Annotated in this window: 29 protein-coding genes and 1 riboswitch; of the genes, 17 read left to right on the top strand and 12 right to left on the bottom strand. The window is 64.4% G+C overall.

The window, feature by feature from the left end:
• Nucleotides 1-15: 15 nt before the first annotated feature.
• Genes ACFORG_RS11510 through ACFORG_RS11500 form a run of 3 tightly spaced genes read right to left on the bottom strand, consistent with a single transcriptional unit; the run spans nt 16 to nt 2,524 of the window.
• Complete coding sequence (locus ACFORG_RS11510; protein ID WP_386735605.1) at nt 16-984, bottom strand: threonine ammonia-lyase; 969 nt, start codon at nt 982-984, stop codon at nt 16-18.
• A complete protein-coding gene (locus ACFORG_RS11505) occupies nt 981-1,811 on the bottom strand; it encodes an alpha/beta fold hydrolase (protein WP_386735603.1) in 831 nt (276 codons plus the stop codon). The genes ACFORG_RS11510 and ACFORG_RS11505 overlap by 4 nt, the downstream gene beginning before the upstream one ends.
• Nucleotides 1,811-2,524 (bottom strand): haloacid dehalogenase type II, encoded by a 714-nt coding sequence (locus tag ACFORG_RS11500; RefSeq protein WP_386735602.1) that lies wholly within the window; start codon nt 2,522-2,524, stop codon nt 1,811-1,813. The genes ACFORG_RS11505 and ACFORG_RS11500 overlap by 1 nt, the downstream gene beginning before the upstream one ends.
• A 129-nt stretch (nt 2,525-2,653) precedes the next feature.
• On the opposite strand from ACFORG_RS11500, the gene ACFORG_RS11495 reads away from it, so the two are divergent.
• The gene (locus ACFORG_RS11495) at nt 2,654-3,082 is read left to right on the top strand and encodes an FKBP-type peptidyl-prolyl cis-trans isomerase (protein WP_386735601.1); all 429 of its coding nucleotides are present in this window, start codon (nt 2,654-2,656) and stop codon (nt 3,080-3,082) included.
• Nucleotides 3,083-3,091: 9 nt separating this feature from the next.
• Here the strand turns inward: ACFORG_RS11495 and ACFORG_RS11490 are convergent, their stop codons facing one another.
• From ACFORG_RS11490 to ACFORG_RS11470, 5 genes are all read right to left on the bottom strand, one after another.
• Nucleotides 3,092-3,550, bottom strand: a complete 459-nt coding sequence (locus ACFORG_RS11490; protein ID WP_386735600.1) for a hypothetical protein — start codon at nt 3,548-3,550, stop codon at nt 3,092-3,094.
• Between the two features lie 41 nt (nt 3,551-3,591).
• Nucleotides 3,592-4,383 carry an enoyl-ACP reductase FabI gene (locus ACFORG_RS11485; RefSeq protein ID WP_386735599.1) on the bottom strand — a complete coding sequence of 264 codons (792 nt, stop codon included), beginning with the start codon at nt 4,381-4,383 and terminating at the stop codon, nt 3,592-3,594.
• Between the two features lie 7 nt (nt 4,384-4,390).
• The gene (gene fabB, locus ACFORG_RS11480; RefSeq protein ID WP_386735597.1) at nt 4,391-5,620 is read right to left on the bottom strand and encodes a beta-ketoacyl-ACP synthase I; all 1,230 of its coding nucleotides are present in this window, start codon (nt 5,618-5,620) and stop codon (nt 4,391-4,393) included.
• A 167-nt stretch (nt 5,621-5,787) separates the two neighbouring features.
• Nucleotides 5,788-6,078, bottom strand: a complete 291-nt coding sequence (locus ACFORG_RS11475) for a hypothetical protein (RefSeq protein ID WP_386735595.1) — start codon at nt 6,076-6,078, stop codon at nt 5,788-5,790.
• Complete coding sequence (locus ACFORG_RS11470) at nt 6,075-6,878, bottom strand: radical SAM protein (RefSeq protein WP_386735823.1); 804 nt, start codon at nt 6,876-6,878, stop codon at nt 6,075-6,077. Before ACFORG_RS11470 ends, ACFORG_RS11475 begins: the two co-directional genes overlap by 4 nt.
• Before the next feature lie 69 nt (nt 6,879-6,947).
• Here ACFORG_RS11470 and ACFORG_RS11465 point away from each other — a divergent pair, with 69 nt between their 5' ends.
• Nucleotides 6,948-7,118 (top strand): hypothetical protein, encoded by a 171-nt coding sequence (locus ACFORG_RS11465; RefSeq protein ID WP_386735593.1) that lies wholly within the window; start codon nt 6,948-6,950, stop codon nt 7,116-7,118.
• A gap of 47 nt (nt 7,119-7,165) precedes the next feature.
• On the opposite strand, the gene fabA is transcribed toward ACFORG_RS11465, so the two are convergent.
• Nucleotides 7,166-7,675, bottom strand: coding sequence for a bifunctional 3-hydroxydecanoyl-ACP dehydratase/trans-2-decenoyl-ACP isomerase (fabA, locus tag ACFORG_RS11460; protein WP_386735591.1), 510 nt, complete (start codon nt 7,673-7,675; stop codon nt 7,166-7,168).
• A 188-nt stretch (nt 7,676-7,863) separates the two neighbouring features.
• Between fabA and irrA the strand changes: the two genes are divergently transcribed.
• A complete protein-coding gene (gene irrA / locus ACFORG_RS11455; protein WP_386735589.1) occupies nt 7,864-8,286 on the top strand; it encodes an iron response transcriptional regulator IrrA in 423 nt (140 codons plus the stop codon).
• An 86-nt stretch (nt 8,287-8,372) separates the two neighbouring features.
• Nucleotides 8,373-9,170: a phytanoyl-CoA dioxygenase family protein gene (locus ACFORG_RS11450; protein WP_386735588.1), complete on the top strand. Its 798-nt coding sequence runs from the start codon at nt 8,373-8,375 to the stop codon at nt 9,168-9,170.
• Nucleotides 9,171-9,213: 43 nt separating this feature from the next.
• Here the strand turns inward: ACFORG_RS11450 and ACFORG_RS11445 are convergent, their stop codons facing one another.
• Nucleotides 9,214-10,080: a hypothetical protein gene (locus ACFORG_RS11445; RefSeq protein WP_386735587.1), complete on the bottom strand. Its 867-nt coding sequence runs from the start codon at nt 10,078-10,080 to the stop codon at nt 9,214-9,216.
• Nucleotides 10,081-10,209: 129 nt separating this feature from the next.
• Between ACFORG_RS11445 and miaB the strand changes: the two genes are divergently transcribed.
• Nucleotides 10,210-11,538 carry a tRNA (N6-isopentenyl adenosine(37)-C2)-methylthiotransferase MiaB gene (miaB, locus tag ACFORG_RS11440; RefSeq protein WP_386735586.1) on the top strand — a complete coding sequence of 443 codons (1,329 nt, stop codon included), beginning with the start codon at nt 10,210-10,212 and terminating at the stop codon, nt 11,536-11,538.
• A 27-nt stretch (nt 11,539-11,565) separates the two neighbouring features.
• On the opposite strand, the gene ACFORG_RS11435 is transcribed toward miaB, so the two are convergent.
• Nucleotides 11,566-11,889, bottom strand: a complete 324-nt coding sequence (locus ACFORG_RS11435; protein ID WP_386735585.1) for a hypothetical protein — start codon at nt 11,887-11,889, stop codon at nt 11,566-11,568.
• Between the two features lie 491 nt (nt 11,890-12,380).
• On the opposite strand from ACFORG_RS11435, the gene ACFORG_RS11430 reads away from it, so the two are divergent.
• From ACFORG_RS11430 to metK, 7 genes are all read left to right on the top strand, one after another.
• Nucleotides 12,381-12,902, top strand: a complete 522-nt coding sequence (locus ACFORG_RS11430; RefSeq protein ID WP_386735822.1) for an OmpA family protein — start codon at nt 12,381-12,383, stop codon at nt 12,900-12,902.
• Between the two features lie 12 nt (nt 12,903-12,914).
• Entirely contained in the window at nt 12,915-13,208 is a 294-nt protein-coding gene (locus tag ACFORG_RS11425) for a hypothetical protein (RefSeq protein WP_386735584.1), read from the top strand.
• 139 nt (nt 13,209-13,347) lie between these two features.
• Nucleotides 13,348-14,358, top strand: coding sequence for a PhoH family protein (locus tag ACFORG_RS11420; protein WP_386735583.1), 1,011 nt, complete (start codon nt 13,348-13,350; stop codon nt 14,356-14,358).
• Between the two features lie 31 nt (nt 14,359-14,389).
• Complete coding sequence (gene ybeY, locus ACFORG_RS11415) at nt 14,390-14,884, top strand: rRNA maturation RNase YbeY (RefSeq protein WP_386735582.1); 495 nt, start codon at nt 14,390-14,392, stop codon at nt 14,882-14,884.
• Between the two features lie 37 nt (nt 14,885-14,921).
• On the top strand, nt 14,922-15,806 hold the full coding sequence (locus ACFORG_RS11410) for a hemolysin family protein (protein ID WP_386735581.1): 885 nt from the start codon (nt 14,922-14,924) through the stop codon (nt 15,804-15,806).
• Nucleotides 15,803-17,323: an apolipoprotein N-acyltransferase gene (lnt, locus tag ACFORG_RS11405; RefSeq protein ID WP_386735579.1), complete on the top strand. Its 1,521-nt coding sequence runs from the start codon at nt 15,803-15,805 to the stop codon at nt 17,321-17,323. Before ACFORG_RS11410 ends, lnt begins: the two co-directional genes overlap by 4 nt.
• Before the next feature lie 31 nt (nt 17,324-17,354).
• Nucleotides 17,355-17,404, top strand: a riboswitch (SAM-SAH riboswitch).
• Between the two features lie 4 nt (nt 17,405-17,408).
• Nucleotides 17,409-18,575, top strand: a complete 1,167-nt coding sequence (gene metK / locus ACFORG_RS11400) for a methionine adenosyltransferase (protein ID WP_386735578.1) — start codon at nt 17,409-17,411, stop codon at nt 18,573-18,575.
• Nucleotides 18,576-18,645: 70 nt separating this feature from the next.
• Here the strand turns inward: metK and ACFORG_RS11395 are convergent, their stop codons facing one another.
• Nucleotides 18,646-20,457 carry an adenylate/guanylate cyclase domain-containing protein gene (locus tag ACFORG_RS11395; protein WP_386735577.1) on the bottom strand — a complete coding sequence of 604 codons (1,812 nt, stop codon included), beginning with the start codon at nt 20,455-20,457 and terminating at the stop codon, nt 18,646-18,648.
• Between the two features lie 184 nt (nt 20,458-20,641).
• Between ACFORG_RS11395 and trmB the strand changes: the two genes are divergently transcribed.
• The 5 genes from trmB to rpsA all read left to right on the top strand — a co-directional run.
• Nucleotides 20,642-21,352 (top strand): tRNA (guanine(46)-N(7))-methyltransferase TrmB, encoded by a 711-nt coding sequence (gene trmB, locus ACFORG_RS11390; RefSeq protein WP_386735576.1) that lies wholly within the window; start codon nt 20,642-20,644, stop codon nt 21,350-21,352.
• 44 nt (nt 21,353-21,396) lie between these two features.
• Nucleotides 21,397-22,458: an amidohydrolase family protein gene (locus tag ACFORG_RS11385; RefSeq protein ID WP_386735575.1), complete on the top strand. Its 1,062-nt coding sequence runs from the start codon at nt 21,397-21,399 to the stop codon at nt 22,456-22,458.
• Nucleotides 22,459-22,522: 64 nt separating this feature from the next.
• Entirely contained in the window at nt 22,523-23,869 is a 1,347-nt protein-coding gene (aroA, locus tag ACFORG_RS11380) for a 3-phosphoshikimate 1-carboxyvinyltransferase (protein WP_386735574.1), read from the top strand.
• Complete coding sequence (locus ACFORG_RS11375) at nt 23,866-24,483, top strand: (d)CMP kinase (protein ID WP_386735573.1); 618 nt, start codon at nt 23,866-23,868, stop codon at nt 24,481-24,483. Before aroA ends, ACFORG_RS11375 begins: the two co-directional genes overlap by 4 nt.
• A gap of 211 nt (nt 24,484-24,694) precedes the next feature.
• Nucleotides 24,695-26,306, top strand: a 1,612-nt coding sequence (gene rpsA, locus ACFORG_RS11370; protein WP_386735572.1) for a 30S ribosomal protein S1, incomplete at its 3' end; no start/stop codon positions are given.

Below are 26,306 nucleotides of genomic sequence, written 5' to 3'. Positions count from 1 at the left end.
CCCCGCTTGCTGTGTTCATTGCGCCAGTGCCCGTTCAAACACTGCCGGATCGACATTGCCGCCCGATGCGACCGCGACCACCGCATCGCCTTCGATCTCCTGCGGCCGGAACAACGCGGCGGCAAGGCTGACCGCGCCGCCGGGCTCCAGCACGATCTTGAGCCGCAGAAAGGCAAGCTTCATAGCGCGCAGAACCTCGTCCTCGCTGACGCTTAACCCCGGACCGCACAACCGTTTGAGGATCGGAAAAGTGATCTCGCCCGGGGCGGGGGTCAGGATCGCGTCGCAGATATTGCCCGACTGCACCGCGTTGCGCTCGATCTGCCCGGACACCAGCGAGCGCGCGGTATCGTCGAAACCTTCGGGCTCGACCGGTCGCGCGCGCAGGCCCGGCGCTCGCGCCTCAAGAGCCAGTGCAATGCCCGCCGTCAGACCGCCACCGCCGCAACAGACCAGCACGTCGCTCGCGTCGACGCCCTCATCGCGCGCCTGCTCGGCCAGTTCCAGCCCCACGCTCGCCTGGCCGGCGATCACCTGCGGCTCGTCATAGGGCTTGATAAGCGTCATGCCGCGTTCGGCCTCCAGCGCCGCGCCGATCTCTTCTCGGCTCTCGCCTGCGCGGTCATAGAGCACCACCTCCGCCCCCAGCGCGCGAGTGTTGTCGATCTTGAGCTGTGGCGCGTCCGAGGGCATGACGATCACCGCCTTGACGCCATGCAGCGCCGCCGCCCGCGCGATCCCCTGCGCGTGATTGCCCGAGGAATAGGCCAGAACGCCCCGTTCCCGCTGCCCTGCCTCCAGCGCGGAAATCGCTGACCACGCGCCGCGAAACTTGAAGCTGCCGGTATGCTGTAGGCATTCGGGCTTCACCAGTACCCGCCGCCCGGCGATCTCGTCCAGAAAGGGCGAGGACAAGAGGGGTGTACGACGCACATGGCCTTGCAAACGCTGGGCCGCGGCTTCGATCAGGGCAAGATCGCTCATTTCGCTGTTTCCATGATCTGACGGATGATTGAGAGGGCTTCGGGTTCGTCCAGAAAGGGCACATGCCCGCGATCGGGAACCTCTGCCGAAATCAGGCCCGGATGACGGCGGTGCATTTCGCTGACCGTGTCGCGGCTCAGGACATCGGAATTGGCGCCCCGGATGACACCGGTGGGTATGGCGCCCAGACGTTCGAAGAACATCCAGAAATCGGGCGCGGCCCCGGTGGCGGCCTGTTCCAGAACCGCTTGCCGCAAGGCCGGGTCATAGCGCAGGCCAAGCCCCTCGGGCGTTTCGACATAGCTCGCCTCGACCTGTCGTTGCCAGACGCTCGGCTCGACGCCGGGAAACTGCGGGGCCATGGCCTGCGCCATCCCCTCGGTCGCCTCGCCATAGCTCTGCCAATCCGGGCGGCGGCCCAGGTATTCCATGATCCGCGCGATGCCGCTCGTCTCGACCACCGGGCCAATATCGTTGAGGATGACCCCGGCCAGCATCTCGGGATGGCTCGCCGCCAACGCCATGGCAAGCAGCCCACCGCGCGACGTGCCCAAAATCGTTACGCGACCAAGGCCAAGCGTCTCGATCAGTTCGACCACGTCCCGTGATTCGCGAAAGACGTTGTAATTGGCATGATCGGGGTCGTGATCCGACAGACCGCGCCCCCGGTAATCAAGCGTTATGACCCTGTAGCCGGGTACATGCGGGCGAAGGAAATCGAAATCCCGGCCGTTGCGCGTAAGCCCCGGCAAGCACACCAGCGGCCGGCCCTCGCCGGTGTCCTCGTAATGCAGGCGCAGGCCGTCGGTCGTGCGAAACTCTGCCATCATGCGCTCCGCGCAAGATCGGGGATCGTCGTCAGGTCGGACAACACGTGATGCGGCTTCCATGGCAGGCGGTCCATCGGCTCTCCGGCCCTGTTGACCCACACGGTGGTAAAGCCGTACCCGGCCGCCCCCGCCGCGTCCCAGCCATTGGAACTGACGAACAGAACATCGGCAGGCCCGCCCCCGAACCGTTCCGCCACCAGGTCATAGACCTTGCGATGCGGCTTGAAGACACCCACGCTCTCGACACTCAGAACATCGTCCAGAACCGCGCCGATACCGGCAGATTGTACCGCGCCGATACCGGCAGATTGTACCGCGCCGTCAAGCATTTGCGGCGACCCGTTCGACAGGATCGCGGTCTGGAACCCCGCCTCCTTGAGCGCGCGCAGCATCGCAGGCACCTCGTCATAGCAGCCAAGTTCCCAGTAAAGATCGAGCAGGCGCTGCCGCAGCGCGTCGTCGTCATTCAGGCCGACGGCCTCCAGCGCCCAGTCCAGCCCATCCTGCGTGACCTGCCAGAAATCGGTATGGGCGTCCGCCACCGCGCGCAGCCACGTATATTGCAATTGCTTCAGCCGCCAATGCTGCGCCAGTTCCGGCCAGCGCTGCGCCAGTGCCTCGCGCCCGGGTTCCGCAGCGGCCTGCCGAGCGGCGGCGGCCACATCGAACAACGTGCCATAGGCGTCGAAAACGCATGTCTTGATGGTCATTCACGTCCCTCCCCGGACAGTTGGCGGCACGTTGGCACATGCCGCGCGCGGGGAAAAGGCCTCCGGGTTTACATCCCATGCGCAGCCTTTAGGGTCGTGCCTTTGAACTGCAAACCGAATGGAGATTTCATGACCCAGGTCAAACAGGGTGACACAGTGCGCATCCACTATACCGGAACACTGCAAGGCGGTGAGACCTTCGACAGTTCCGAGGGACGCGATCCCCTGGAATTCACCGTAGGGTCGGGGATGATCATCCCGGGGCTCGACGCCGCGATGCCCGGGATGGAAGTGGGCGACACCAAACGCGTCGAGGTGCCCTGCGCCGAGGCTTACGGCCCGATCAATCCCGAGATGCGGCAGGCAATCCCGCGCGAAGGTATTCCCGCCGACGTGCCGCTGGATCCGGGAACCCAGCTGCAGATGCAGACGCCCGAGGGGCAGACATTGCCGGTGACTGTCGTCGATTCGGATGAAAGCACCGTCACGCTGGACGCCAATCACCCGTTGGCGGGCCAAGATCTTATCTTTGATATCGAACTGGTCTCGATCGCCTGATCGGCGGCCTCATTCCCCGCCACGTCGGACAGGGGTCCGGCTGGCGGGCATAGAGCGGATCATGGTGAATGGCTCCGCTGGCAGGGATGATTCTTCCCTTGCGCCGTCTCCACCGAACAGCCCGCCAAGGGACCATTCCTTTTCCGCCTCTGGCACGGTCGGGGCTTCGGTCACGTCCGCCGGTTCCGGCACAGGCTCGATGTCCGGTTCCGCATTTGCGCTCGCGCTGGCCGTTTGCGCCTCCACCGAGTTCGCGGACGGCGCCGCGTCCAGCGCCGCAACCTCTTCCTCGTGAAGCCGCGCGGACAGAAATGCAAGGGTCACCACGGCAAAAGCCGTTGCCGACAGCCCCACCACGGTGATCCAGGCGAAACCCGACCCAAGCCTATTGCGGCTTGTGGGGGCGCGCATCGCGACGCTCAGATCTGTATCCGTTTCAACCATGCCCCAACTGTGCCGGACAAACATGGCGTCAATCCGGCAAAGGCTGGGTCAATCAGCGTCGATGGTCACATGAAATCGGGCTGTGGCATTCCCAGGACGTGGAACCCGCCATCGACCTTGAGGACCTCGCCGGTGGTGCATGCACCCGCATCCGAGATCAGGTAGACGGCCGTTCCGCCCACGGCCTCAAGCGTTGCGTTGGACCGCAGCGGCGCGTTCTGGTCGCAGAACTTGTAGGTCTTGCGCGCGCCTCCGATAGCCGCACCTGCCAGCGTCTTCATCGGGCCGGGCGAAATCGCGTTCACGCGGATCCCCTCGGGGCCGAGGTCGTTGGCAAGGTAACGGGTGGCCGATTCCAGCGCCGCCTTGGCCACGCCCATCACGTTGTAATTGGGCACCACGCGATTCGACCCCTGATAGGTCAGCGTAATCAGCGAACCGCCGTTTTCCTGCATCATCGGATAGGCGCGGCGCGCCACCTCGATGAAGGAATAGGCCGAGATATCCATCGAATTCTTGAAATTCGCCCGGCTGGTATGCAGGAACCGTCCCGTCAGTTCCGACTTGTCGGAATAGGCGATGGCATGCACCACGAAATCGATGCTGGGCCACCGTTCGCCGAGCTCGGCAAAGGCGCGGTCAAGCGACGCATCATCCGTCACGTCGGCATCGACCATGAAATCGCTGCCGATGCTCTGGGCCAGCGGCTCCAGCCGTTTGCCAAACGCCTCGCCCTGGTAGGTGAAGGCCAGCTCGGCACCCGCCTCGGAGCAGGCCTTGGCGATGCCCCAGGCGATGGACCGGTCATTCGCCACACCCATGATCAGGCCGCGCTTGCCCTTGAGAATATCCGACATGTTCTTCTTACCCGTGATATTTGGACAGGATCATCGACCCGTTCGTGCCGCCAAAGCCGAAGCTGTTCGTCATGACGCTGTCGAGTCCGGCATTTTCGACCGTTTCGGTCGCGATCTCGCCGGGGTTGATGCCCTCGGCCAGCGTGTCGACATTGATCGACGGCGTGATGAAGTCCTTGTCCAGCATCAGCAGGCTGAAAATCGCCTCCAGCGCGCCTGCTGCGCCCTGCGCATGCCCAGTCATGGATTTGGTCGACGAGATCGGCGGCACGTTACCTTCGCCAAAGATACGCCGCACCGCTTCCACTTCACCGACGTCGCCCACCGGGGTCGAGGTACCATGCGCGTTGATATAGCTGACCTTGCGATCCTCGGGCAGGGTGGACATCGCCACCCGCATGGCCCGTTCGCCGCCTTCGCCACTGGGCGCCACCATGTCATGCCCGTCCGAGGTCGCGGCATAGCCTGTCACCTCGGCATAGATCCTGGCGCCGCGTGCCTTGGCGCGCTCCAGCTCTTCCAGCACGACGATACCGCCGCCGCCCGAAATCACGAATCCGTCGCGGTTCTGATCGAACGCCCGGCTCGCCTTCTCGGGCGTGTCATTGTACTTGGACGACATTGCGCCCATCGCGTCGAACAGGCAGCTCAGCGTCCAGTCCAGCTCCTCGCCGCCGCCCGCAAACATCACGTCCTGCTTGCCCATCATGATCTGCTCGGCGGCATTGCCAATGCAATGCAGCGAGGTCGAACAGGCCGAGGTGATGGAATAGTTGATGCCCTTGATCTCGAAAGCGGTCGACAGGTTCGCCGAGACGGTCGAGCACATGCATTTCGGCACGGCAAAGGGGCCGATCCGCTTGGTGGCGCCGGATTTCAAGACCGTCTGATGCGCCTGCAGCATCGCGCTGGTCGATGGCCCGCCCGACCCGGCGACAAGCCCGGTACGCGGGTTCACGACATCGTCGCGCTCCAGCCCTGAGTCGGCGATCGCCTGTTGCATGGCGATATGCGCATACGCGGCCCCCGGTCCCATGAACCGCAATGCGCGCTTGTCGATATGCTCTTTCGGATCGATCTTCAGCGTTCCAGCAATCTGGCTCCGGAATCCGTACTCGGCCATCTCGGCGCTAGCCTCGATGCCCGATTTCCCGGCCTTGAGCGAGGCGAGTACCTCCTCGGCGGTGTTTCCGATGCTGGAAACGATCCCCAGCCCTGTGACGACGACGCGGCGCATTCGGCCTCCTTTCGTGTAACGGTGGACTTACTAAGACATGCAAGCGGGCAGGTGCAAGGAGAGAGGCATTGCCAAATGAAATCGTCACATTCCGCGACAGCTTCAGGTCGCACCCTGTTTTGTCCATCCAAGATGGCGGCGCGCCCCTGTGCCATCCTTTGAGTGTATCATCTTTCAGCCGCGCCTTCAGCGAATTCCAGATCGCATGCCAGACGCGCCTCTTCCCCGCCTGTAAATCGAATATCGAACTCCAGCGTGGCCGGCTTTTCCGGGGACATCCCCGGCGCCTGCACGAGGGCGTCGAAACCACAGGCTTCTCGCGTGAAGAGCGGGTAGGCGGCCGTCACGTCTGGCCGTTGCAGCTCCATCGGGATTTCGACCCTGTCGCCGCGCGACACGGACACCCCAAGCGATTCGAGGCCCGCAACCGGGCTGTTCGCCCAACCTGACAGGGTCATGGTGCCGTTCTCATGCAGCACGACGCGATCCAGCCATACCTGCGCCTGCGGCCCGTGCCGGTGATCGGCAAGCCCCACGGCGTCAACGACACCGAGCGATTATTGTAAGACGGGTGCGACTCCACCTTGACGAACGGCTGCGTGACGGGTGGGAACAGCGCGTTTTCAAAGGTGAAGCGCTGCGACACCATGCGCCCATGCCCGTGCACGAACCATAGTCGGCTCACTCCGATGTCGGCTGCCAGATCCTGCGCCGCGCGCAATTCCTCGTCGCTGTCATTGCTGGAAAACAGGATGTATTTCCAGATCACGTTACCGCCGCGGGGGATCTGGCTGTCGCAGCTGCCTTCGAGGAACTTCAGAGCCTTGTCCAGCTGTCCGTTCACCCTGTATGCCGCGTAGCTCTGCTGCCGCGCGCCGTCGATCGATACGATTGTCTCGTCGATAAAGGCCGAGCCGATCTTGCGCATAAAGTTGTGGTTGCCGTTGGTGATCAGCCGAATGCGGGTTTCGGGCAGGATCTCGCGGGTGATCTCGACAAGGCGGGCGAATTCCGGGTGGTTCAGCGGTTCACCCTGCCCGCAGAATTCGATCCATGAGACCTTGAAACCCGCCTCTGCCAGCTCGGCGAGGATCCTGCGATACCAGTCCTCCGGCAAGTGGACGGGGCCCGGGCGGTTGCGCAGCTGGCTATGGTTCGCGCAATCAGGGCAACGCAATCCACAGGCCAGTGACCCCTCGACCTGGAACTTGTCGATCACCTTCTCGGACAGCAGGTCGACGCTGGCCGGTTCGTGCATCCGCAACAGGGCGCACTGCTCACAGACGCCGGGCCATGGAACCTGTCCGGCGGCAAAGGAGGACCGGATATGACTGAATTTCTCGTTCTCGAGGATGCGCGTCAGGCCAAGCCGCGGTCGATATTAGGCGGGCATGCCAAGCGACACCTGCTCGCCATAATCATCGTTGCAGACGATCTCGCCATTTGCCTTCAGATACAGCGTGCGGAGGATCTCGCAATTCATGCGCCGCTCTCCTGAATGGCTGCGCTTTCAACTGCGCCGAGGGCCTTTCCTGCCGCCGGGCTTCAGCTTTCCGACAGCGCGACCTTCATGTCCTTGACCTGGTAGATTATCTCGCCATCGGCCTCGACCACGCCATCGGCCACGCCCATTGTCAGGCGGCGGGTCTGCACGGCCTTGGTGAAATCGATCTTGTAGGTCAGCATCTTGCGGTCAGGCCGGACCATTCCGGTCAGTTTGACTTCGCCCACGCCAAGGGCATAGCCGCGCCCTTTCCAGCCGCGCCAGCCGAGATTGAAGCCGGTCAGCTGCCACAGACCGTCAAGGCCAAGGCATCCGGGCATGATCGGGTTGCCGGGGAAATGGCACTCGAAAAACCACAGGTCAGGGGTAATGTCGAACTCGGCCGTGATGTGACCCTTGCCATGTGCGCCGCCATCGTCCGACACGTCTGTTATCCGGTCCACCATCAGCATCGGCGGCGCGGGCAGTTGCGCGTTGCCCGGGCCGAAAAGCTCCCCCCGGGCGCATTTCAACAGTTCTTCCTTGTCAAAGCTGCTCGGGTACTGGGCCATTCCGCTGCCTCTCCTGCCGGGGTGGTGCCAAGATAATCCTGCACCCTCTATCACCGCCGCCGCCGGTCCTGCAAGTGCGGCAGCCTGCCCACATGGACGAATGACCGCAGCCTTGCGCGCGGAAATCCAATTGAATTTCGCCGAGATAGGCCATTATATACACAATCAGCCAGACGAAGGGTTCGAGGATGAAGCCGACACGCCAGGAAATCGCCACCGAATGGTTGGCCGGGGCAGGGTTGCGCCCGACGCGGCAGCGCGTAGCCTTGGCAGAGCTGCTGGTGGGCGACGGCAAGCATCGCCACGTGACCGCCGAAAGCCTGTTCGACGCCGCCAAGTCCACTGGCGCGCATGTCTCGCTCGCGACCGTCTACAATACGCTGCGCGCATTCTGCGACGCAGGCGTCTTGCAGGAAATCACGGTCGACGGATCGAAAAGCTACTTCGACACCAATACCCACGACCATCCCCACTTCTTCTGGGAGGACGAGGGGCGCCTGTCGGACGCTCCGTCCGAAGAACTGGTAATCCAGCGAATCCCTGACGCGCCCGAACCGGGGGTCGAGATCGCATCGGTCGACGTCGTCATCCGGCTGCGCCGCCGCAACTAAGGCGCTCCACCACTCTCCAAACGGTTTGCCATTCGTCCCTCTCTCGGGGCAGGGTGCGGGTGAAAATTGCCTGACCGGAGACCGGAATGCCCACACCGATCGTGACCGACGAGATGATCGAGACCTTTCGCCGCGACGGTGTCGTGTTCATACCGGGGCTGTTTGCAGACCATGTCGAAACCCTGCGCGCGGGTGTCGAGCGCAACATTGCCGAACCCGGCCCTTATGCCTCGAACAATGAAAAGGCCGGGCAGACCGGTCGGTTCTTCGACGATTACTGCAACTGGCAGCGCATCCCCGAGTTCCGCCAAGTGATCGAAACCTCGCCCGCGGCCGATGTCGCCGCTGCGCTCATGCAATCCGCGACGGTTCAGATGTTCCACGACCACGTGCTGGTCAAGGAACCCGGCACCTCGATGGCCACGCCCTGGCACCAGGACGGACCCTATTATTTCGTCGAGGGTCGGCAGACGATCAGCTTCTGGTCGCCGCTCGATCCGGTGCGCGAGGCGACGCTGCGTTGCGTCGCGGGCTCGCATCGCTGGGAAAAAGAGGTGCTGCCCACCCGCTGGGTCTCCGAAGAGGGGTTCTTTCCCGACGAAGGGCAGTACATGCCCGTGCCGGACCCCGAGGCCGACGGAATGGTGATCGTCGAATACGAGATGGAGCCGGGCGACGCGGTGGCGTTCGACTTTCGCACCCTGCACGGGGCGCGCGGCAATACCAGTTCGTCGCGCCGCCGCGCCTTTTCGCTGCGGCTGGTGGGCGATGATGCGCGCTATGTCGAACGTCCAGGCCGCACCTCGCCGCCTTTCCCCGGCCACGCCATGGTGTCCGGTCAACGCCTGCGCGAAGACTGGTTCCCCGTTCTGAAAACGGGCTGAGATCGCAACACCTGTTGGATATGCGCCAGAGGCCCGCGACTGCTCAGAACCACTGGCCCGGTTCCATCAGGCCAAGGTCCAGCAATTGCCGCGAATGCCATTCGAACGGCGTTGAGTTGTGCCATTTGAAACTGTGGATGTCGTAGGTCGATCCCGGGTTGCGCTTCAGCGCCTTGGCGGTGCGGAACGAACAGATCGCCGCGGTCAGGTTGTGATGCCACGGGCAGGCATAGGTGTTGTATTCCTGGTCGTCGAACGTGTGATTGGGCAGCAGCGTCAGTCCCGGCTTGGCCCTGAACAGCGCGATCCGGTCGATCTTGCGGCTATCCTTGGGAATATGCTCCTCGTACCGCCAGCGCACCCCGCCAAAGAAATCGAGCTGCCGCTCGCGCGGGTGGCCGGTTTCGGGAGCTTTGCGTGACTGCGCGTAATATCCCGACTTGTCCATGAAGGCCCGGTCAAGGCTGACCGCGTTGGGGCAGCGCACAAGATCGTCGGCATACAGGTCTATCACGTAGGTCAGCATCGCGTCGCGGCGTTCCTCGGTGTGAAAGGCCAGCATCTCGCCCACGCTGCGCGTTTCGCAGAACGGATAGAACAGGTATTCCGCGTTGTAGCAGTAATAAAGCCACGTCCCCGGCGCGGCCGCGATCACCTTGTTGACCGCCTCGATGACCGCACCGCGCGGCCCGCAATCGAACGAGATCCGCTCCACCCGCGGCTCCACGTCCGTGGGCAGGTCAAAGGCATCCGGCATCAGCGCCAGCACCGATCTGAACCCGCTCTGCAAATGGTGGCGCAGCGTCGTCGCGACCTCGACATCGTCCTCGACAAAGATCAGGGCGATGGGCCCTTTTTGCAGCACGTCGCGCTGCGTCTTCATGAAATGGTCGAGGGAAGGATGCTCCATAAGGCGTCTCTGCTCTGCTCTACTGGCATTTTTCCGCAGGGTCGGTTAATTGCGCGTGCATTGCAAGCCGGTGCCGATCTCTCTATACCGCGCCGGTTCCGACCTTCAGTGCAAAAGGCCCGAGAAGCGATGACCGAACCCAAGAAGCTGTTCATCAAGACCTATGGCTGCCAGATGAACGTCTATGACAGCGAGCGCATGGCCGAGGCCCTCGCAGGATCGGGCGGGCAGGGCTATGTCACCACCGACCGCGCCGATGACGCGGACATGATCCTGCTTAACACCTGCCATATCCGCGAGAAAGCCGCCGAGAAGGTCTATTCCGAGCTGGGCCGCTTCAAGGGGCTCAAGGCTGAAAAGCCCGATCTCAAGATCGGCGTTGCCGGCTGCGTCGCGCAGGCCGAAGGCGAAGAGATCATGCGCCGTCAGCCGCTGGTCGATCTCGTCGTCGGCCCGCAAAGCTATCACCGTCTGCCCGAGCTGGAGGCCAAGGCGCGAAGCGGCGAAAAGGCGCTCGACACCGATTTCCCCGAGGAAGACAAGTTCGAAAAGCTCAAGCGCCGCCCCAAATCCGCGCGCGGCCCGACGGCTTTCCTCACCGTGCAGGAGGGCTGCGACAAGTTCTGCGCCTTCTGCGTGGTGCCCTATACCCGCGGGGCCGAGGTCTCCCGCCCCGCCGACCGGATCCTGACCGAGGCGCGCGATCTCGTCGAACGCGGCGTGCGCGAGATCACGTTGCTGGGCCAGAACGTCAACGCCTATCACGGCGCGGGTCCGGACGGTGACATGACGCTTGCACAGCTCATCTGGGCGCTGGACAAGATCGACGGGCTGGAGCGGATCCGGTTCACCACCTCGCATCCCAACGACATGACCGACGATCTGATCGCGGCGCATGGCGAATGCGACAAGCTGATGCCCTATCTTCACCTGCCGGTTCAGGCGGGCTCTGATCGCATCCTCAAGCGGATGAACCGCTCGCACACGGCCGAAAGTTATCTGCGGCTGATCGAACGCATTCGCGCGGCACGCCCCGACATCCTGATGTCGGGCGATTTCATCGTCGGCTTCCCCGAAGAGACCGAAGAGGATTTCCAGGCCACGCTCGACCTCGTCGAAGAGGTCCGCTACGGCTACGCCTATTCCTTCAAATACTCGCCCCGGCCCGGCACACCCGCCGCCGAACGTGCACATGTCGATCCGGCCGAGGCCGATGACCGCCTCCAGCGGCTTCAGGCGCTGATCACCCGCGACCAGCGCGCCATCCAGAACGAGATGGTCGGGCGCGAGGTTAGCGTGCTGTTTGAAAAGCCCGGCCGCCTCGACGGTCAGATGGTCGGCAAAAGCGAATACCTGCACGCCGTTCACGTGCAGGACGCACAGGCCCGCATCGGCGAGATCGCCAAGGTCCGGATAGTCGACTCCGGGCCGAATTCCCTCGCGGGCGAGCGGGTCTGACCCGCCCGCCGCAGCGCTCTGGCCGGATCAGCGGCCCGGCGGTGTCCGCGCGATGATCTCGAGCAGCGAGTTGCGCATGTAGTCGTGCTGACCCACGCCCCACTCGTCACGGCAGACCCGCTCGCCGATGGCGGTTGCCTGCGGATAGGAATACCCGATGGCGACGAGGTCCTCGACGAACACGGCGTTGGGACGATCCCAGATCACGCCCTGCGTCGGTCCGCGATAGCAGCTTATGGTGATGTTGTAGGGCTTGGAATGCGGCTTGGTCGGCATTCGTTCGGCCAGGACAGGGCCCGTGGACGCAACTGCAAATGTGATGCCTGCCGCAGCAGTCAGAAGTCGGTTCATTGTCTACACCCCCATGTAAGACAATACGATTTACCCGGTGCCCGACGGGCCACCGGCGTTGTTCCAATCGTTTGAACAATGGTAAGAATTTATCCGATTGTCGCCCTTGCGGGAAGCGGGTTTGAAACGCGGTTAATCGGGCCGATTTGCCATGGCTGACCTGCAATCCGTATCACCTTGGCATCATTGTTGACGCGCGCTTTACAATCCGGGCCGAAATCCGCGTGTGACCCGGGCAAACCCCTCTGTCCAAAGGACCGGTGCCCGTTCCCGCGCCAAAGCGATTCGCGGCAATCCGGTTGGCAAGCCATCTATCTAGCGGATTTTTCTTCACAATAACCTCATCTTTACCTAACCTTGCCACAGGCTCCGCGATCAGGCGGCATCCCGACACGATGCCGCGATGCGACGCTTGGGGGAAATTCAGGTGAGGATTATCGAAAGTGATTGAATTGGGTTTGAGGGGCGCCCTCGCGGCGCTCGCGGGCGCGATCGTGATCGCCGGGGCTGCTGCCGCCCCGGTTCACGCGCAAAGCAACACGCGAACCGTCATCGGCGAACGCTACGTGCCGACGATCTGGGTCGATCCGGACGGGTGCGAGCACTGGGTGATGGATGACGGGGCCGAAGGCTACATGACACCGCATGTACGCCGCGACGGCACGCCGGTCTGCCGCCGGGGTGCGCTCTGCGGCACCATGCCCACCGATCAGTTCTTTGCCACCGACAGCTTCCGCATCTCGTCGGCGGGCCAACAGCGCCTGCGCGAATTCTTCAACGAGACCCAGGCAAACGGCTACATCATCACGGGCCACACGGACAGCCGCGCGTCGGATGCCTATAACATGCGCCTGTCGCTGAACCGCGCAAACTCGGTCGCACGGGTCGGCAAAAGCACGGGCGCGCGAATCGTCGACATCCGCGGCTACGGAGAGCGCAACCCCCGCGTTCCCAACACCAGCGCCGCCAACATGGCGCAGAACCGCCGCGTCGAAATCATCTGCGTGAATTGAGGAGAGGCCTGCATGAAACTGATCAAGAGCATCGCGCTCCTCGCCGCCGTCGGTACGCTCGCCGCCTGCGAAGCCACCGACAAGACCCGCGACCGCGGCATCGACGCCAAGGACCTGTCGCAGCTCAAGGCCGGCATCTGGGTCGATCCGCAGGGCTGTGACCACTGGATCATCGATGACGGTCTCGAAGGGTACCTGTCCCAGCGACTCGACCGCCACGGCAAGCCGGTCTGCTCCGGCGCGGCACCTCCGGGCGTGGCGACCGGCCCGTTCAAGGAAGGTTCCAACATCGTCGATGCGATCTGACGATCGCACGCATCCCGCACAAGGGTCGCCCATCGGGCGGCCCTTTTGTTTCAGATCGATGAAAAACCGTCGCCGCGCCTTGCACCCGGGGCCGCATCCTGTCTAGGCTCGATCCATAACGCCGAGACAGGAGACCGGATTGGCCATCGGTGCACTGACCCCGCCGCAAAACGACGCCGCGCCACATGAGGCGCTTCTGGAATTTCCCGACAACAGACTGCTGATCGACCTCTGCGGAGAGTACGACCGCAACCTTGCCCAGATCGAGGAAAAGCTCGGCGTGCAGATCGCGCGCCGCGGCAATCTCCTTGCCATCATGGGAGAGGAGGCCCCCCGCAAGGAGGCCGCCGAGGTGCTCGAGGCGCTTTACGAACGGTTGCAGGCCGGTCGCCCGGTCGAGGCGGCCGATGTCGACCGCGAATTGCGCATGGGCGGCAAGGAGGTCGAGGCAGACGAGGCCGCCGGTGACCAGCTCGAGATGTTCAAGGGTGGCCCGGTCGAGATCAAGACGCGCAAGAAATTGGTCGAACCGCGCACCGACGCGCAAAAGGCCTATGTGTTGTCGCTCTTTAACAATGAACTGGCCTTCGGCATCGGCCCGGCCGGCACCGGCAAGACCTATCTCGCCGTAGCTGTCGGCGTGTCGATGTTCGTGCAGGGCCATGTCGACCGCATCATCCTCAGCCGTCCGGCCGTCGAGGCGGGCGAGAAACTGGGCTACCTGCCCGGTGACATGAAGGACAAGGTCGATCCCTACATGCAGCCGCTCTACGACGCGTTGAACGACTTTCTGCCGGGCAAGCAGCTGGCCAAGCTGATCGAGGAAAAGCGCATCGAGATCGCGCCGCTGGCCTTCATGCGCGGACGCACGCTGGCGAATGCCTTCGTCGTGCTCGACGAGGCGCAGAACGCGACGACCATGCAGATGAAGATGTTCCTGACCCGCCTGGGCGAGGGCAGCCGCATGGTCATCACCGGCGACCGCAGCCAGGTCGACCTGCCGCGCGGGGTGCCTTCGGGGCTGGCGGATGCCGAACGTCTGCTGAAGGATGTGAAGGGGATTTCCTTCAACTACTTCACCGCCAAGGACGTCGTTCGCCATCCACTTGTCGCCGCGATCATCGAAGCGTATGAGGCCGACACCGCCTGACGGGCCGCGCCCGCCGCCGACATGGCTGCCCATGACCATCGACGTTATCCTGGAAGACCCCCGCTGGACCGATCTGCCGCCCCTGGCCGAGCGGGCCTCGGCCGTGGTGCTTGCGCATATGGGGCTCGATCCCGAAACCTGCGAGATCAGCGTCCTGGGCTGCGACGACGCCCGCATCGCGGTACTGAACGCGGAATTCCGCGACAAGCCCAAGGCCACCAACGTCCTCAGCTGGCCCGCCGAAGATCTCTCATCCGAGGACGAGGGCACCGAACCCTACCCACCCGAGCCTGATTTCGACGGCTCGACCGCACTGGGCGACATCGCCATTTCCTATGACACCTGCACACGCGAGGCCGTGGCGGCGGGCAAACCCGTGGCGGACCATGTGACGCATCTGGTTGTTCACGGGCTTTTGCATTTGCTGGGCTATGACCACGAACGCGACGGCGACGCCGCGTTGATGGAGTCGCTTGAGGTCGAAATACTTGGCAAACTGGGCATTGATGACCCATATAGGGTCTGAAACGTGGGCCAACGGCCCTTTTATTGGAACAGGACGAATGGGCGATACTGACGGCGGTTCTACGGCGGCGCATGGCGCGCACCCGGAAGACGGCGATTTTACTGACGACAAACCGGGATTTTTCTCCCGCATCATGGACGCATTCTCGGCGCCCGAAACCGACGAGGACGGTGAGCCGGGCCCCCAGGCGAACGCGGCCCCCCTCCCGCACGGCATGATGAACCTGCGCCGCATGCGCGTCGAGGACGTGGCGATCCCCACGGCCGAGATCGTGGCCGTGCCCAACACGATCACCAAGGATGAGCTGGTCGCGGTTTTCCGCGAAAGCGGCATGACCCGCATCCCGGTCTACGAGGGCACGCTCGACACGCCGCTTGGTTTCATCCACCTCAAGGATTTCGCGCTGACCCACGGGTTCAACGGCAACACGCAGCAGCTTGACCTTGCCGCCATGCTGCGTTCGCTTCTCTTCGTGCCGCCCTCGATGTCGATCGGTGTGCTGCTGACCAAGATGCAGACGGAACGTCGCCACATGGCGCTGGTGATCGATGAATATGGCGGTGTCGACGGCCTGCTGACCATCGAGGACCTGATCGAACAGGTCGTGGGCGAGATCGAGGACGAGCACGACACTGACGAGGCCGCCCTGTGGACCGAGGTCAAGCCCGGCTGCTACGTGGTGCAGGCCCGTACCCCGCTCGAAGAATTCGAGGCCGAGATCGGCCGTTCGCTCACCAAGCACGAGGATGTCGATGAAGAAGAGATCGACACGCTCGGCGGACTGGTCTTCATGCTCTCCGGCCGGGTACCGGCACGCGGCGAGGTGGTGCAGCACCCCGACGGGGCCGAGTTCGAAGTCATCGATGCCGACCCCCGGCGGATCAAGCGGTTGCGCGTGATGCTGCCGGAACAGACGGGATGACATTCCTGTCGGGCTGGCCGTTCTGGCAGCGATTCGTCCTTTCCCTGACCACTGGTGCCGTCGCGGCCTTCGGCCTGCCGCCCATGGGGCTTTGGGTGGCCACGCTGGCGGCGCTGATGCTGGTGCCGGCCATCGCGGGCTCTGCCCGCAGCCGGGGCGAATGCGCACTGCTGGGCTGGGCGCTCGGCCTTGGCTATTTCGGCCACGCGCTCGTCTGGATCGTCGAGCCGTTCCTCGTCGACGCCGCGCGCCACGGCTGGATGGCGCCCTTCGGCCTGTTCTTCCTTGCCGGCGGGCTCGCGCTCTTCTGGGCCGCGGCCTTTGGCCTGTCGATGCTGGCCAAGGGGCAGCGCCGTCGCCAGATCTGGTTCCTGATCGGAACGCTCTCCATCGCCGAGGTGGCGCGCGGCTTCCTGCTGACCGGGTTTCCATGGGCCGGTTTCGCGCAGATCTGGGTGGGTACCGACGTGGCGCAGTTGCTGGCCCTCGTGGGGCCTTACGGCCTTGGCGCGGCAACACTGGCCATCGCCCTGCCGCCCGGTCACACGCTGGCACGCGGACAGGGCGGGGGCATGCTGCTCATCCGGTCCGTGCCCGCGATGATCTTTGCGCTGTTCGTCATCGTCTGGCCCAACCTGCGCGACCCGGTCGAACCGGGCGACCAGCTGGTGCGCCTGGTGCAGCCCAATGCCGCGCAGCACCTCAAATGGCACCCCGATCACGCGGCCGAGTTCTTTCAGCGCCAACTCGACTACACCGCCGCCGATCCCCGGCCCGATCTTGTCGTCTGGCCCGAAACCTCGGTCCCGGTCTGGCTCGACCGGGCACGCGACGCGATGGAACAGGTGGCCACCGCCTCCCGCGGCGCCCCCGTCGTGCTGGGCATACAGCGCAGCGATTACCTGGGGCGGATCTACAACTCCATGGCCGTGGTCGGAGAGGGCGGAACCATCACCGATCTCTACGACAAGTATCACCTCGTGCCCTTTGGCGAATACGTGCCCTTTGGCGACATCATGGCCGATTACGGCATCACGGGCTTTGCCGCGAATGCGGGGCAGGGGTTCTCGTCCGGTTACGGCCCCGACCTGATCGAGGTCGGATCGCTGGGCCGCGCCCTGCCGCTGATCTGCTACGAGGCGGTCTTTCCGCAGCAGCTCAACGCTGTATCGGACCGGGCCGACATGCTGCTGCAGATTACCAATGACGCATGGTTCGGCACCCAGTCCGGACCGTATCAGCATCTGGCACAGGCCCGGATGCGGGCCATCGAGCAAGGCCTCCCCATGGTCCGGGTCGCTAATACCGGCATCTCGGCGATGATCGACCCGCTGGGACAGGTGACGGCATCGCTGCCCCTGGGCGAGGCGGGTTACATCGATGCGACGCTGCCCCGACCCTTTCCTCAGACGCTCTACGCGATCACCGGCGACCTGCCGGTCCTGCTCGCGATCATCGCGCTGACGCTTGGTGTGCTGCGGACACGCGACCCGACCGAGGATCAACTAGTCAATTGACCATTCCGCGGTCAGGCCGTATTGCGTCACAGGTCTGTCACAACGGCTTCCTGGCGTGGCAGGTGAAAACCTAATGGAGCAATACATGTCCCGACAGAATTACACCTTTACCTCGGAATCCGTGTCCGAAGGCCACCCCGACAAGGTCTGCGACCGGATTTCCGACGCCGTCCTCGACGCGTTCCTTGCCGAAGAACCCGAGGCGCGGGTCGCGTGCGAGACCTTTGCCACCTCCGGCATGGTTGTCATCGGCGGCGAAGTCGGGCTGTCCGACGAAGAACGTCTCAAGAATTACATGGGCCGCATCGGTCAGATCGCGCGCGACTGCATCCGCGACATCGGCTACGAGCAGGAGAAGTTCCACTGGAACACCTGCCACGTGCTGAACTTCCTGCACGAACAATCCGCCCACATCGCGCAGGGCGTCGACAAGGACGGCGCCGGCGACCAGGGCATCATGTTCGGCTACGCGACGAACGAAACGCCCGCGCTGATGCCCGCGCCGATCCAGTATGCCCACGCGATCCTGCGCCGGTTGGCCGAGGTCCGCAAGGACGGGACCGAACCCGACCTGCGCCCCGATGCCAAAAGCCAGCTTTCGGTGGTCTACCGTGACGGCAAGCCCGTCGGTGTCAGCTCGATCGTGCTGTCGACCCAGCATGCCGACGAAAGCCAGGGCAGCGATTACATCCGCGGCATCGTCGAGCCCTATATCCGCGAAGTGCTGCCCGAAGGCTGGATCACCGACGAGACCGAGTGGTGGGTCAACCCGACCGGCACCTTCGTGATCGGCGGTCCCGACGGTGACGCGGGCCTTACCGGACGCAAGATCATCGTCGACACCTATGGTGGCGCGGCCCCGCATGGCGGCGGTGCCTTCTCGGGCAAGGATCCGACCAAGGTGGACCGTTCGGCGGCTTACGCCGCGCGCTACCTCGCCAAGAACGTCGTTGCGGCGGGCCTGGCCGAGAAATGCACCATCCAGCTGTCCTATGCCATCGGTGTGGCCAAGCCGCTCTCGATCTATGCCGACACCTATGGAACCGGCGAGGTGCCCCCGGCCGAGATCGAAAAGGCGGTCGCCAAGGCGATGGACCTGACACCGCGCGGCATCCGCGAGCATCTGGACCTGAACAAACCCATCTACCAGCGCACCGCGGCCTATGGCCATTTCGGGCGCGAGCCCGAGGCCGATGGCGGCTTCAGCTGGGAAAAGACCGACCTCGTCGAAGCGCTGCAAAAGGCGCTCTGAGACGAACACCGGCAGCAATTGTTGCCTGACGGAACAGCGCCCCCGCGGGACACTGCGGGGGCGTTTCGATTCAGTCGCCGACCCCGGCCGCGCGCAACGCGCTTTCGAAATTCGCCCTGTATTCGGGGTGTTCGAGAAGCAGCAGATCCATGATCGAGGCCAGCGACGTATCGAACCCCAGGAACGCGTATTCCTCCAGCAGCCATTCGGCATCCTCCACCCGTCCCATCGCGCCGTAATTCGCGATCTGGAACCGCAGGCAATAGGGCGAGGACGGCATCTGCGTCAGGCAGTCGTCAAAGGCGCGCTCCGCCGCTTCGTAATTGCCCACGTGGAACAACGCATTGCCGAGCGTCAGGTAATACCAGAAGGGCGGGTGCGGATGCGTCGCGACCACAGGCTGCACGATCCTGACGGCCTCGTCCGCCTTGCCCTGGAAAATCTTGACCGCGGCCAGGTAGATCCGCGCATCGTCATTGGCGGGTTGCAGCATCATCGCCCGCTCCAGGTGATGCTCCGCCTGCGTGAAATCCCCCTCCGACAGGATCGAGTAAAGCCGCCCGGCCGCGTAATGCGCCAGCCAGAGGTCGGGATCGATCGACAGCGCCTTTTCCGCGAAATAGAGCGACTTTTCCTCATCGGCCTTGCTCAGCACGGTCCAGCCGTTCTCGATGCGAATGGCATAGATCGCGGCCAGTTCCGCATAGGCCCTGGCATAATCGGGGTCGAGGTTGATAGCCTGCCGGAAATGCCGTTCGGCAACATATGTCGCCTCGCGAGACAGGCTGGCCGCCGCCTGCCGTCCAAGGATGATCTGCCTGTAGGCGTCGGGGTTCTCCGTCCCGGTGTTGCGCAGGCGGTCAAGGTCGCTCTTGGTGATCTGGCCGCTGATTTCGCCCACGATCTGTTCGACGATCTGGTCGCGGAACTCAACCAGTTGCGGCAAGGCCCCATCATAGGCGTCGGCCCAGACGATCGTGCCCTCGGCTCCGTCGATCAGCTCCACGGCGATCCGCAGATCCTCTTCGCGCAGCCGCACGGTCCCGTCCACGACATATCGCGCGCCCAACGATTGCGCCGCGCCGATGGCCTCCAGCCCGTGATCCGTAACCGAAAACACCAGAGAGCTTGGCACAACGCCGACGCCCGATACCTCGGCCAGCCGAATCGTCAGGTCCTGCGCCAGGCCATCGGCGATGGCCCTGTCATCGGGCGTGCCGCCGGGGTTCTGAAATCGCAAAACCGCGACCACGTCCCGCAGCGGTGCTGGCGCATCACCCGTCTGCTGCGTCATCACCCAGGCACCGACAAGCCCGCACAGCGCAAGCGCGGCCACCGCGTAAGGCCACCTGCCGGCCAGTTTGCGCCGCCGGTACCGCCGTGCCGCGTCGGCGGGCCAGCAGAACAGCTCCAGCGGGCGCGAGATGTTCTTGACCCGCTGCTTGCCGATCGGTGCAAACTGCGCGTCGATCTTGCCGACGATCTGGTCTGCCACGACACTGGTGATCAGGATGCCGCCTTCCGGGGCCAGCGGCTCCAGCCGCGCGGCGATGTTCAGGCCGTCCCCCAGCAGGGTGTCGTGCTTCTCCGACACGTCGCCGAAATGCAGCCCGATCCGCAGCGACAGCACGTCTTCGTCGCGCGCGTCCACGCCTTTCTGGATGTCGAGGGCCGACGTCACGGCCGCCACCGAGGTCTCGAACGTCGCGATCACGCTGTCGCCCGCCCGGGCGAGCGTCGTGCCGCCATGCCGGGCGACGGCCTCTTCGATGATGGAAAGTGTGGCTGACAGCGCCGCGATGGCCTCGGCCTCGTTCGCTTCGACCCTGGCGCTGTATCCAACGGCGTCCGCCACGAGAAAGCAGACCAACTTGCGCGGCATTTCGAAACCCTCGCGGCTGGGGCGCAGGATCGAGTTTAGGTGAAATTCACGGACCCGTCCAATGGCCCGTCCAATGACCTGTCCAATGGCCCGTCCAATTCGCGCGCTTCGGTCCCCCCGTTCCTTGGGTCATCGCCGCCTCTCCCCTTGCCCCGCACATCCCGCCGCGCTAATCCCCCGCGCCATGACCGACACGCATCCCAAGCGCCCGCACCGGAACTTCTATGGCCGGACCAAGGGCAAGACGCTGAAGCAAAGCCAGAAGGCCTATCTCGACGAGGATCTCGCCGCGCTCTCGCCCGGACCCGTCGAATGGGACGACAACCCCGACCGCAGGCCGCTCGATCTCGACACGCGGTTTGGCGGCAGGCCGGTCTGGCTGGAGATTGGCTTTGGCGGCGGGGAGCACATGGTCCACCAGGCCAGCCAGAACCCCGATATCGGGTTGATCGGGGCCGAACCCTTCATCAACGGCGTCGCCATGTTGCTGGGCAAGATCCGCAGGGCAGGGGTGGAAAACCTCGCCGTGCATCCCGGCGACGTGCGCGACCTGTTCGATGTGCTGCCCGATGCCAGCATCTCGCGCGCCTTCCTGCTGTATCCCGATCCATGGCCCAAGAAGCGCCACCACCGCCGCCGCTTCGTCACGCCCGAACATCTCGAACCGCTGGCCCGCGTGATGATGCCCGGCGCGATCTTCCGCGTGGCCACCGACATTCCCGATTACGTCCGCCAGACGCTGGAAGAAGTGCCCGGCGCAGGCTTCGACTGGCTCGCCGAACGGCCCGCCGACTGGCGCGAACCATGGGATGACTGGATCTCGACCCGGTACGAACAAAAGGCCCTGCGCGAGGGCCGCACCCCCCATTACCTGACCTTCCGTAGACAACCCTGAGGCGATGCGTAGACTGGCGGCATTCCAACCTGAAAGCCGTTGTCATGACCCGCATCACCAATTGCCACGTCCATCTTTTCAACCACCGTCATATTCCCGGCGATTACCCCTACCGCATCCTGCGCTTCTTCAAATCAGCGCCATTCCTGATACGCTGGATGGCCGCCGGCCTGCGCGTGATCGGCCAACACCCCGCCGCCGACCGACTGGAACGGCTTTACCGTTTCAACAACGAGGCCGACGCCGACACCCAGGCCGAGGTGTTCGAGGCGCTCGCCCATCACTACCCGTCCGACACCCGCTTCGTCGTCCTCCCGATGGAGTTGTCGGCTTTCGGCTACGGCGCGCCCGAGGTCCCGCTGTCCGCCCAGCATGACGAGCTTGCCGCGCTGACCCGCGCCCATCCCGCGAACATCATCCCCTTCGCCACCATCGACCCGCGCGCAGATCCGCAGGCGACCGAGCTGTGGCGCGCCATCGACACGCTCGGGTTCAGGGGGGTCAAACTCTATCCCCGGATGGGCTTCTCCCCCTCCGATCCGCGCCTGATGGAGCATGTCTATCCCGAGCTCGAACGCCGCGGCCTGCCGGTCATGACCCATTGCTCACGCGGCGGGCTGATGGGCCACGGCATGAGCGAATACAGCGCCGACCGTTTTACCGAACCGCAGGCCTATATTCCGGTCCTCAAGGCGCATCCCTCCCTGCGCATCTGCCTTGCCCATTTCGGCGGCTCGCGCGACTGGGCGGCCTATGCCCGGCCCGACCCCAAGGCCTGGAATGACGACGCGCAACGCGACAACTGGCAGCGCCGCATCCGGCGGATGATCGGCAGCGGCGCCTATCCCAACCTCTGGACCGACATTTCCTACACCCTGTTCAATTTCGAGGATTACGCGCCCTTCCTGCGCATCTTCCTGATGGGCGAGGACGAGGAAAGCGAACGGCTGCGCGACCGCGTCCTCTTCGGCTCCGATTTCTACATGACCCGGCAAGAGAAGCTTTCGGAACGCGAGGTCTGCTTCCGCCTGCGCAACACGCTGGGCGAAGAGATGTTCCGCAAGCTCGCCGAAGAGAATCCCGCCCGCTGGCTGGGCGAGACATGACGCTGGACCCCACCGGGCCAATTCGCTATCCGCTCGGGGACCGATCGCGCGAAAAGGAGCGTCCATGTCCGGCCACGGCACCCCGATCCCGATGACCTCCCACCCCTGCGGCCCGCTCACGGGCGAGGCCCGCGTGCCGGGGGACAAATCGATCTCGCACCGCGCGCTGATCCTGGGCGCGATGGCAGTGGGCGAGACGCGGATCACCGGCCTGCTCGAAGGCGAGGATGTGATCGACACCGCCAAGGCCATGCGCGCCTTCGGGGCCGAGGTCACCGATCACGGCGGCGGCGAATGGTCGGTGCATGGCGTGGGTGTCGGCGGCTTTGCCGAGCCGGATCAAGTGATCGATTGCGGCAATTCCGGGACCGGCGTGCGCCTGATCATGGGGGCGATGGCCACCTCGCCGATCACCGCCACCTTCACCGGCGATGCCAGCCTCAACAAGCGGCCCATGGCCCGTGTGACCGACCCGCTCGGGCTGTTCGGCGCGACGACGGTGGGGCGCTCGGGCGGGCGGCTGCCGATGACCGTCATCGGCGCGACCCACCCCATCCCCGTGCGCTACACCGTCCCGGTCCCTTCGGCGCAGGTGAAATCCGCCGTGCTGCTCGCCGGTCTCAACGCGCCCGGCCAGACCGTCGTGATCGAGCGCGAGGCCACCCGCGATCACTCCGAGCGGATGCTTGCAGGCTTCGGGGCAGAGATCACCACCGAACAAACGGAAGAGGGCCGCGTCATCACCCTGACCGGCCAGCCCGAACTGAAACCCCAGACCATCGCGGTGCCGCGCGACCCCAGCTCTGCTGCCTTTCCGGTCTGCGCCGCGCTCGTCACCCCGGGCTCCGACGTGCTGGTGCCGGGGATCGGTCTCAACCCCACCCGCGCGGGGCTCTTCACCACGCTGCGCGAGATGGGGGCCGATCTCACCTATGAAAACGAACGCGAAGAGGGCGGAGAGCCGGTCGCCGACCTGCGCGCGCGCTACTCGCCCGATATGCAGGGCATCCGCGTCCCCGCCGATCGCGCGGCCTCGATGATCGACGAATACCCGGTGCTTTCCGTCGTCGCGGCAAACGCGACCGGCACCACCATGATGGGCGGCGTCAAGGAGTTGCGCGTCAAGGAAAGCGACCGCATCGACGCGATGGCCCGCGGTCTGCGCGCCAATGGCGTGACGGTCGAAGAGGGCGAGGATTGGTGGGCGGTCCACGGCCTCGGCGCGGGCAATGTCCCCGGCGGCGGCACCTGCGAAAGCTTCCTCGATCACCGTATCGCCATGTCCTTCATGGTGCTTGGCATGGCCGCGCAAGCGCCTGTCTCGGTCGATGATGGCGGCCCTATCGCCACCTCCTTCCCCATCTTCGAGCCGCTGATGACCGGCCTCGGGGCCAAACTGGAACGGACATGAGCTTTACCGTTGCCATCGACGGCCCTGCGGCGGCGGGCAAGGGCACGATCTCGCGCGGGGTCGCCGCGCATTTCGGCTTTGCCCATCTCGACACCGGGCTGCTCTACCGTGTCGTCGGGGCCAAGATGCTCGACGGGATGGACCCGGTCGAAGCCGCGCGCACGCTGACCGCCTCCGACCTGGACCGCGACGGGCTGCGCAGCGCCGCGGCGGGGCAGGCCGCTTCCAAGGTCGCCGTGAATGCCGAGGTGCGCGCCGCACTGGTCGATTTCCAGCGCGCCTTCGCCCGCCGCGCGGGCGGGGCCGTGCTCGACGGGCGCGACATCGGCACGGTGATCTGCCCGCAGGCCGAGGTAAAGCTGTTCGTGACCGCCAGCGCCGAGGTTCGCGCGATGCGCCGGTTCCGCGAACTCGTGGCGGCCGGAGAGGACGTCTCGCCCGACCAGATCCTCGCCGACGTGCGCGCCCGCGACGACCGTGACATGAACCGCGCGACGGCCCCGCTCAAGCCTGCCGACGACGCCGTGACGCTCGACACCAGCGAAATGGACATCGCCACCGCGCTGGCCGCCGCCATCGCCGAAATCGATTCCCGCCGTCCGGCGACGGCATAGGCCTTTAAGCCTTGCGCAGGCGCGGTCTTGGCCTTATAAGGCGCGCGTCGATAAGGCGATTTGAGCCATAACAACAACGAGACGGGCAGGGTCGGGAACACCGGCCCTCTTTGTTTTCTGGCACCATTCGGATCGCCCCGGACCAACCGCAAGACCGTCGGAGACAACCGTTCGGCCAGAAAAAACCGTATGAAAAGGACATCACTGCCGCATGGCTAATTCATCCATGGAGGAATTCGAAGCCCTCCTTAACGAAAGCTTCGAAATGGACACGCCCGAAGAAGGGTCTGTTGTCAAAGGCAAGGTCATCGCCATCGAGGCAGGCCAGGCCATCATCGACGTAGGCTACAAGATGGAAGGCCGCGTCGAGCTTAAAGAATTCGCAAATCCCGGCGAAGCCCCTGAAATCGCAGTCGGCGACGAGGTCGAAGTCTACCTCCGCGCTGCCGAGAACGCCCGCGGCGAAGCCGTCATCTCGCGCGAGATGGCCCGCCGTGAAGAGGCATGGGACCGTCTGGAAAAGGCATATGCCGACGATGCCCGCGTCGAAGGCGCGATCTTCGGCCGCGTCAAGGGCGGCTTCACCGTCGATCTCGGCGGCGCCGTGGCCTTCCTGCCCGGCTCCCAGGTCGATGTGCGCCCCGTGCGCGATGCCGGCCCGCTGATGGGTCTCAAGCAGCCCTTCCAGATCCTCAAGATGGACCGTCGTCGCGGCAACATCGTGGTTTCGCGCCGCGCCATCCTGGAAGAATCGCGTGCCGAACAGCGCGCCGAAGTCATCGCCAACCTGACCGAAGGCCAGGCAGTCGACGGCGTGGTCAAGAACATCACCGAATACGGTGCCTTCGTTGACCTCGGCGGTGTCGACGGCCTGCTGCACGTCACCGACATGGCATGGCGTCGCGTCAACCACCCGTCCGAGATCCTGTCGATCGGCGAGACCGTCAAGGTCCAGGTCATCAAGATCAACAAGGAAACCCACCGCATCTCCCTCGGCATGAAGCAGCTGCAGGAAGATCCGTGGGATCTGGTCGGCGCCAAGTACCCGCTGGGTTCGGTGCACAAGGGCCGCGTCACCAACATCACCGATTACGGTGCATTCGTTGAGCTCGAGGCAGGCGTCGAAGGTCTGGTGCACGTCTCCGAGATGTCCTGGACCAAGAAGAACGTCCACCCCGGCAAGATCGTCTCGACCAGCCAGGAAGTCGACGTCATGGTTCTCGAGATCGACAGCGCCAAGCGCCGCGTCTCGCTTGGCCTCAAGCAGACCATGCGCAACCCGTGGGAAGTCTTCGCCGAGACCCACCCCGAGGGCACGCCGGTCGAGGGCGAGGTCAAGAACATCACCGAGTTCGGCCTGTTCATCGGTCTCGAAGGCGATATCGACGGCATGGTTCACCTCTCCGACCTCAGCTGGGACCAGCGCGGCGAGGAAGCCATCCAGGAATACCGCAAGGGCGACGTCGTGCAGGCGGTCGTCTCCGAGGTCGACGTCGAGAAAGAGCGCATTTCGCTCTCGATCAAGGCGCTGGGCGGCGACAAGTTCGCCGAGGCCGTTGGCGGCGTGAAGCGCGGCTCGGTCATCACCGTCGAGGTCACCGCGATCGAGGATGGCGGCATCGAGGTGGAATACGAAGGCATGAAATCCTTCATCCGCCGCTCCGACCTGTCGCGCGATCGCTCCGAGCAGCGCCCCGAGCGTTTCTCGGTCGGCGACAAGGTCGACGTGCGCGTCACCAACGTGGACAGCAAGTCGCGCCGCCTGGGTCTGTCGATCAAGGCACGCGAGATCGCCGAAGAGAAAGAGGCCGTGGAACAGTACG

The sequence above is a fragment of the Lutimaribacter marinistellae genome, assembly GCF_042648365.1.
In the GTDB taxonomy this organism is placed as follows: Bacteria; Pseudomonadota; Alphaproteobacteria; order Rhodobacterales; family Rhodobacteraceae; genus Lutimaribacter_A; species Lutimaribacter_A marinistellae.
This window is presented reverse-complemented; position numbering and strand designations above follow the sequence as displayed.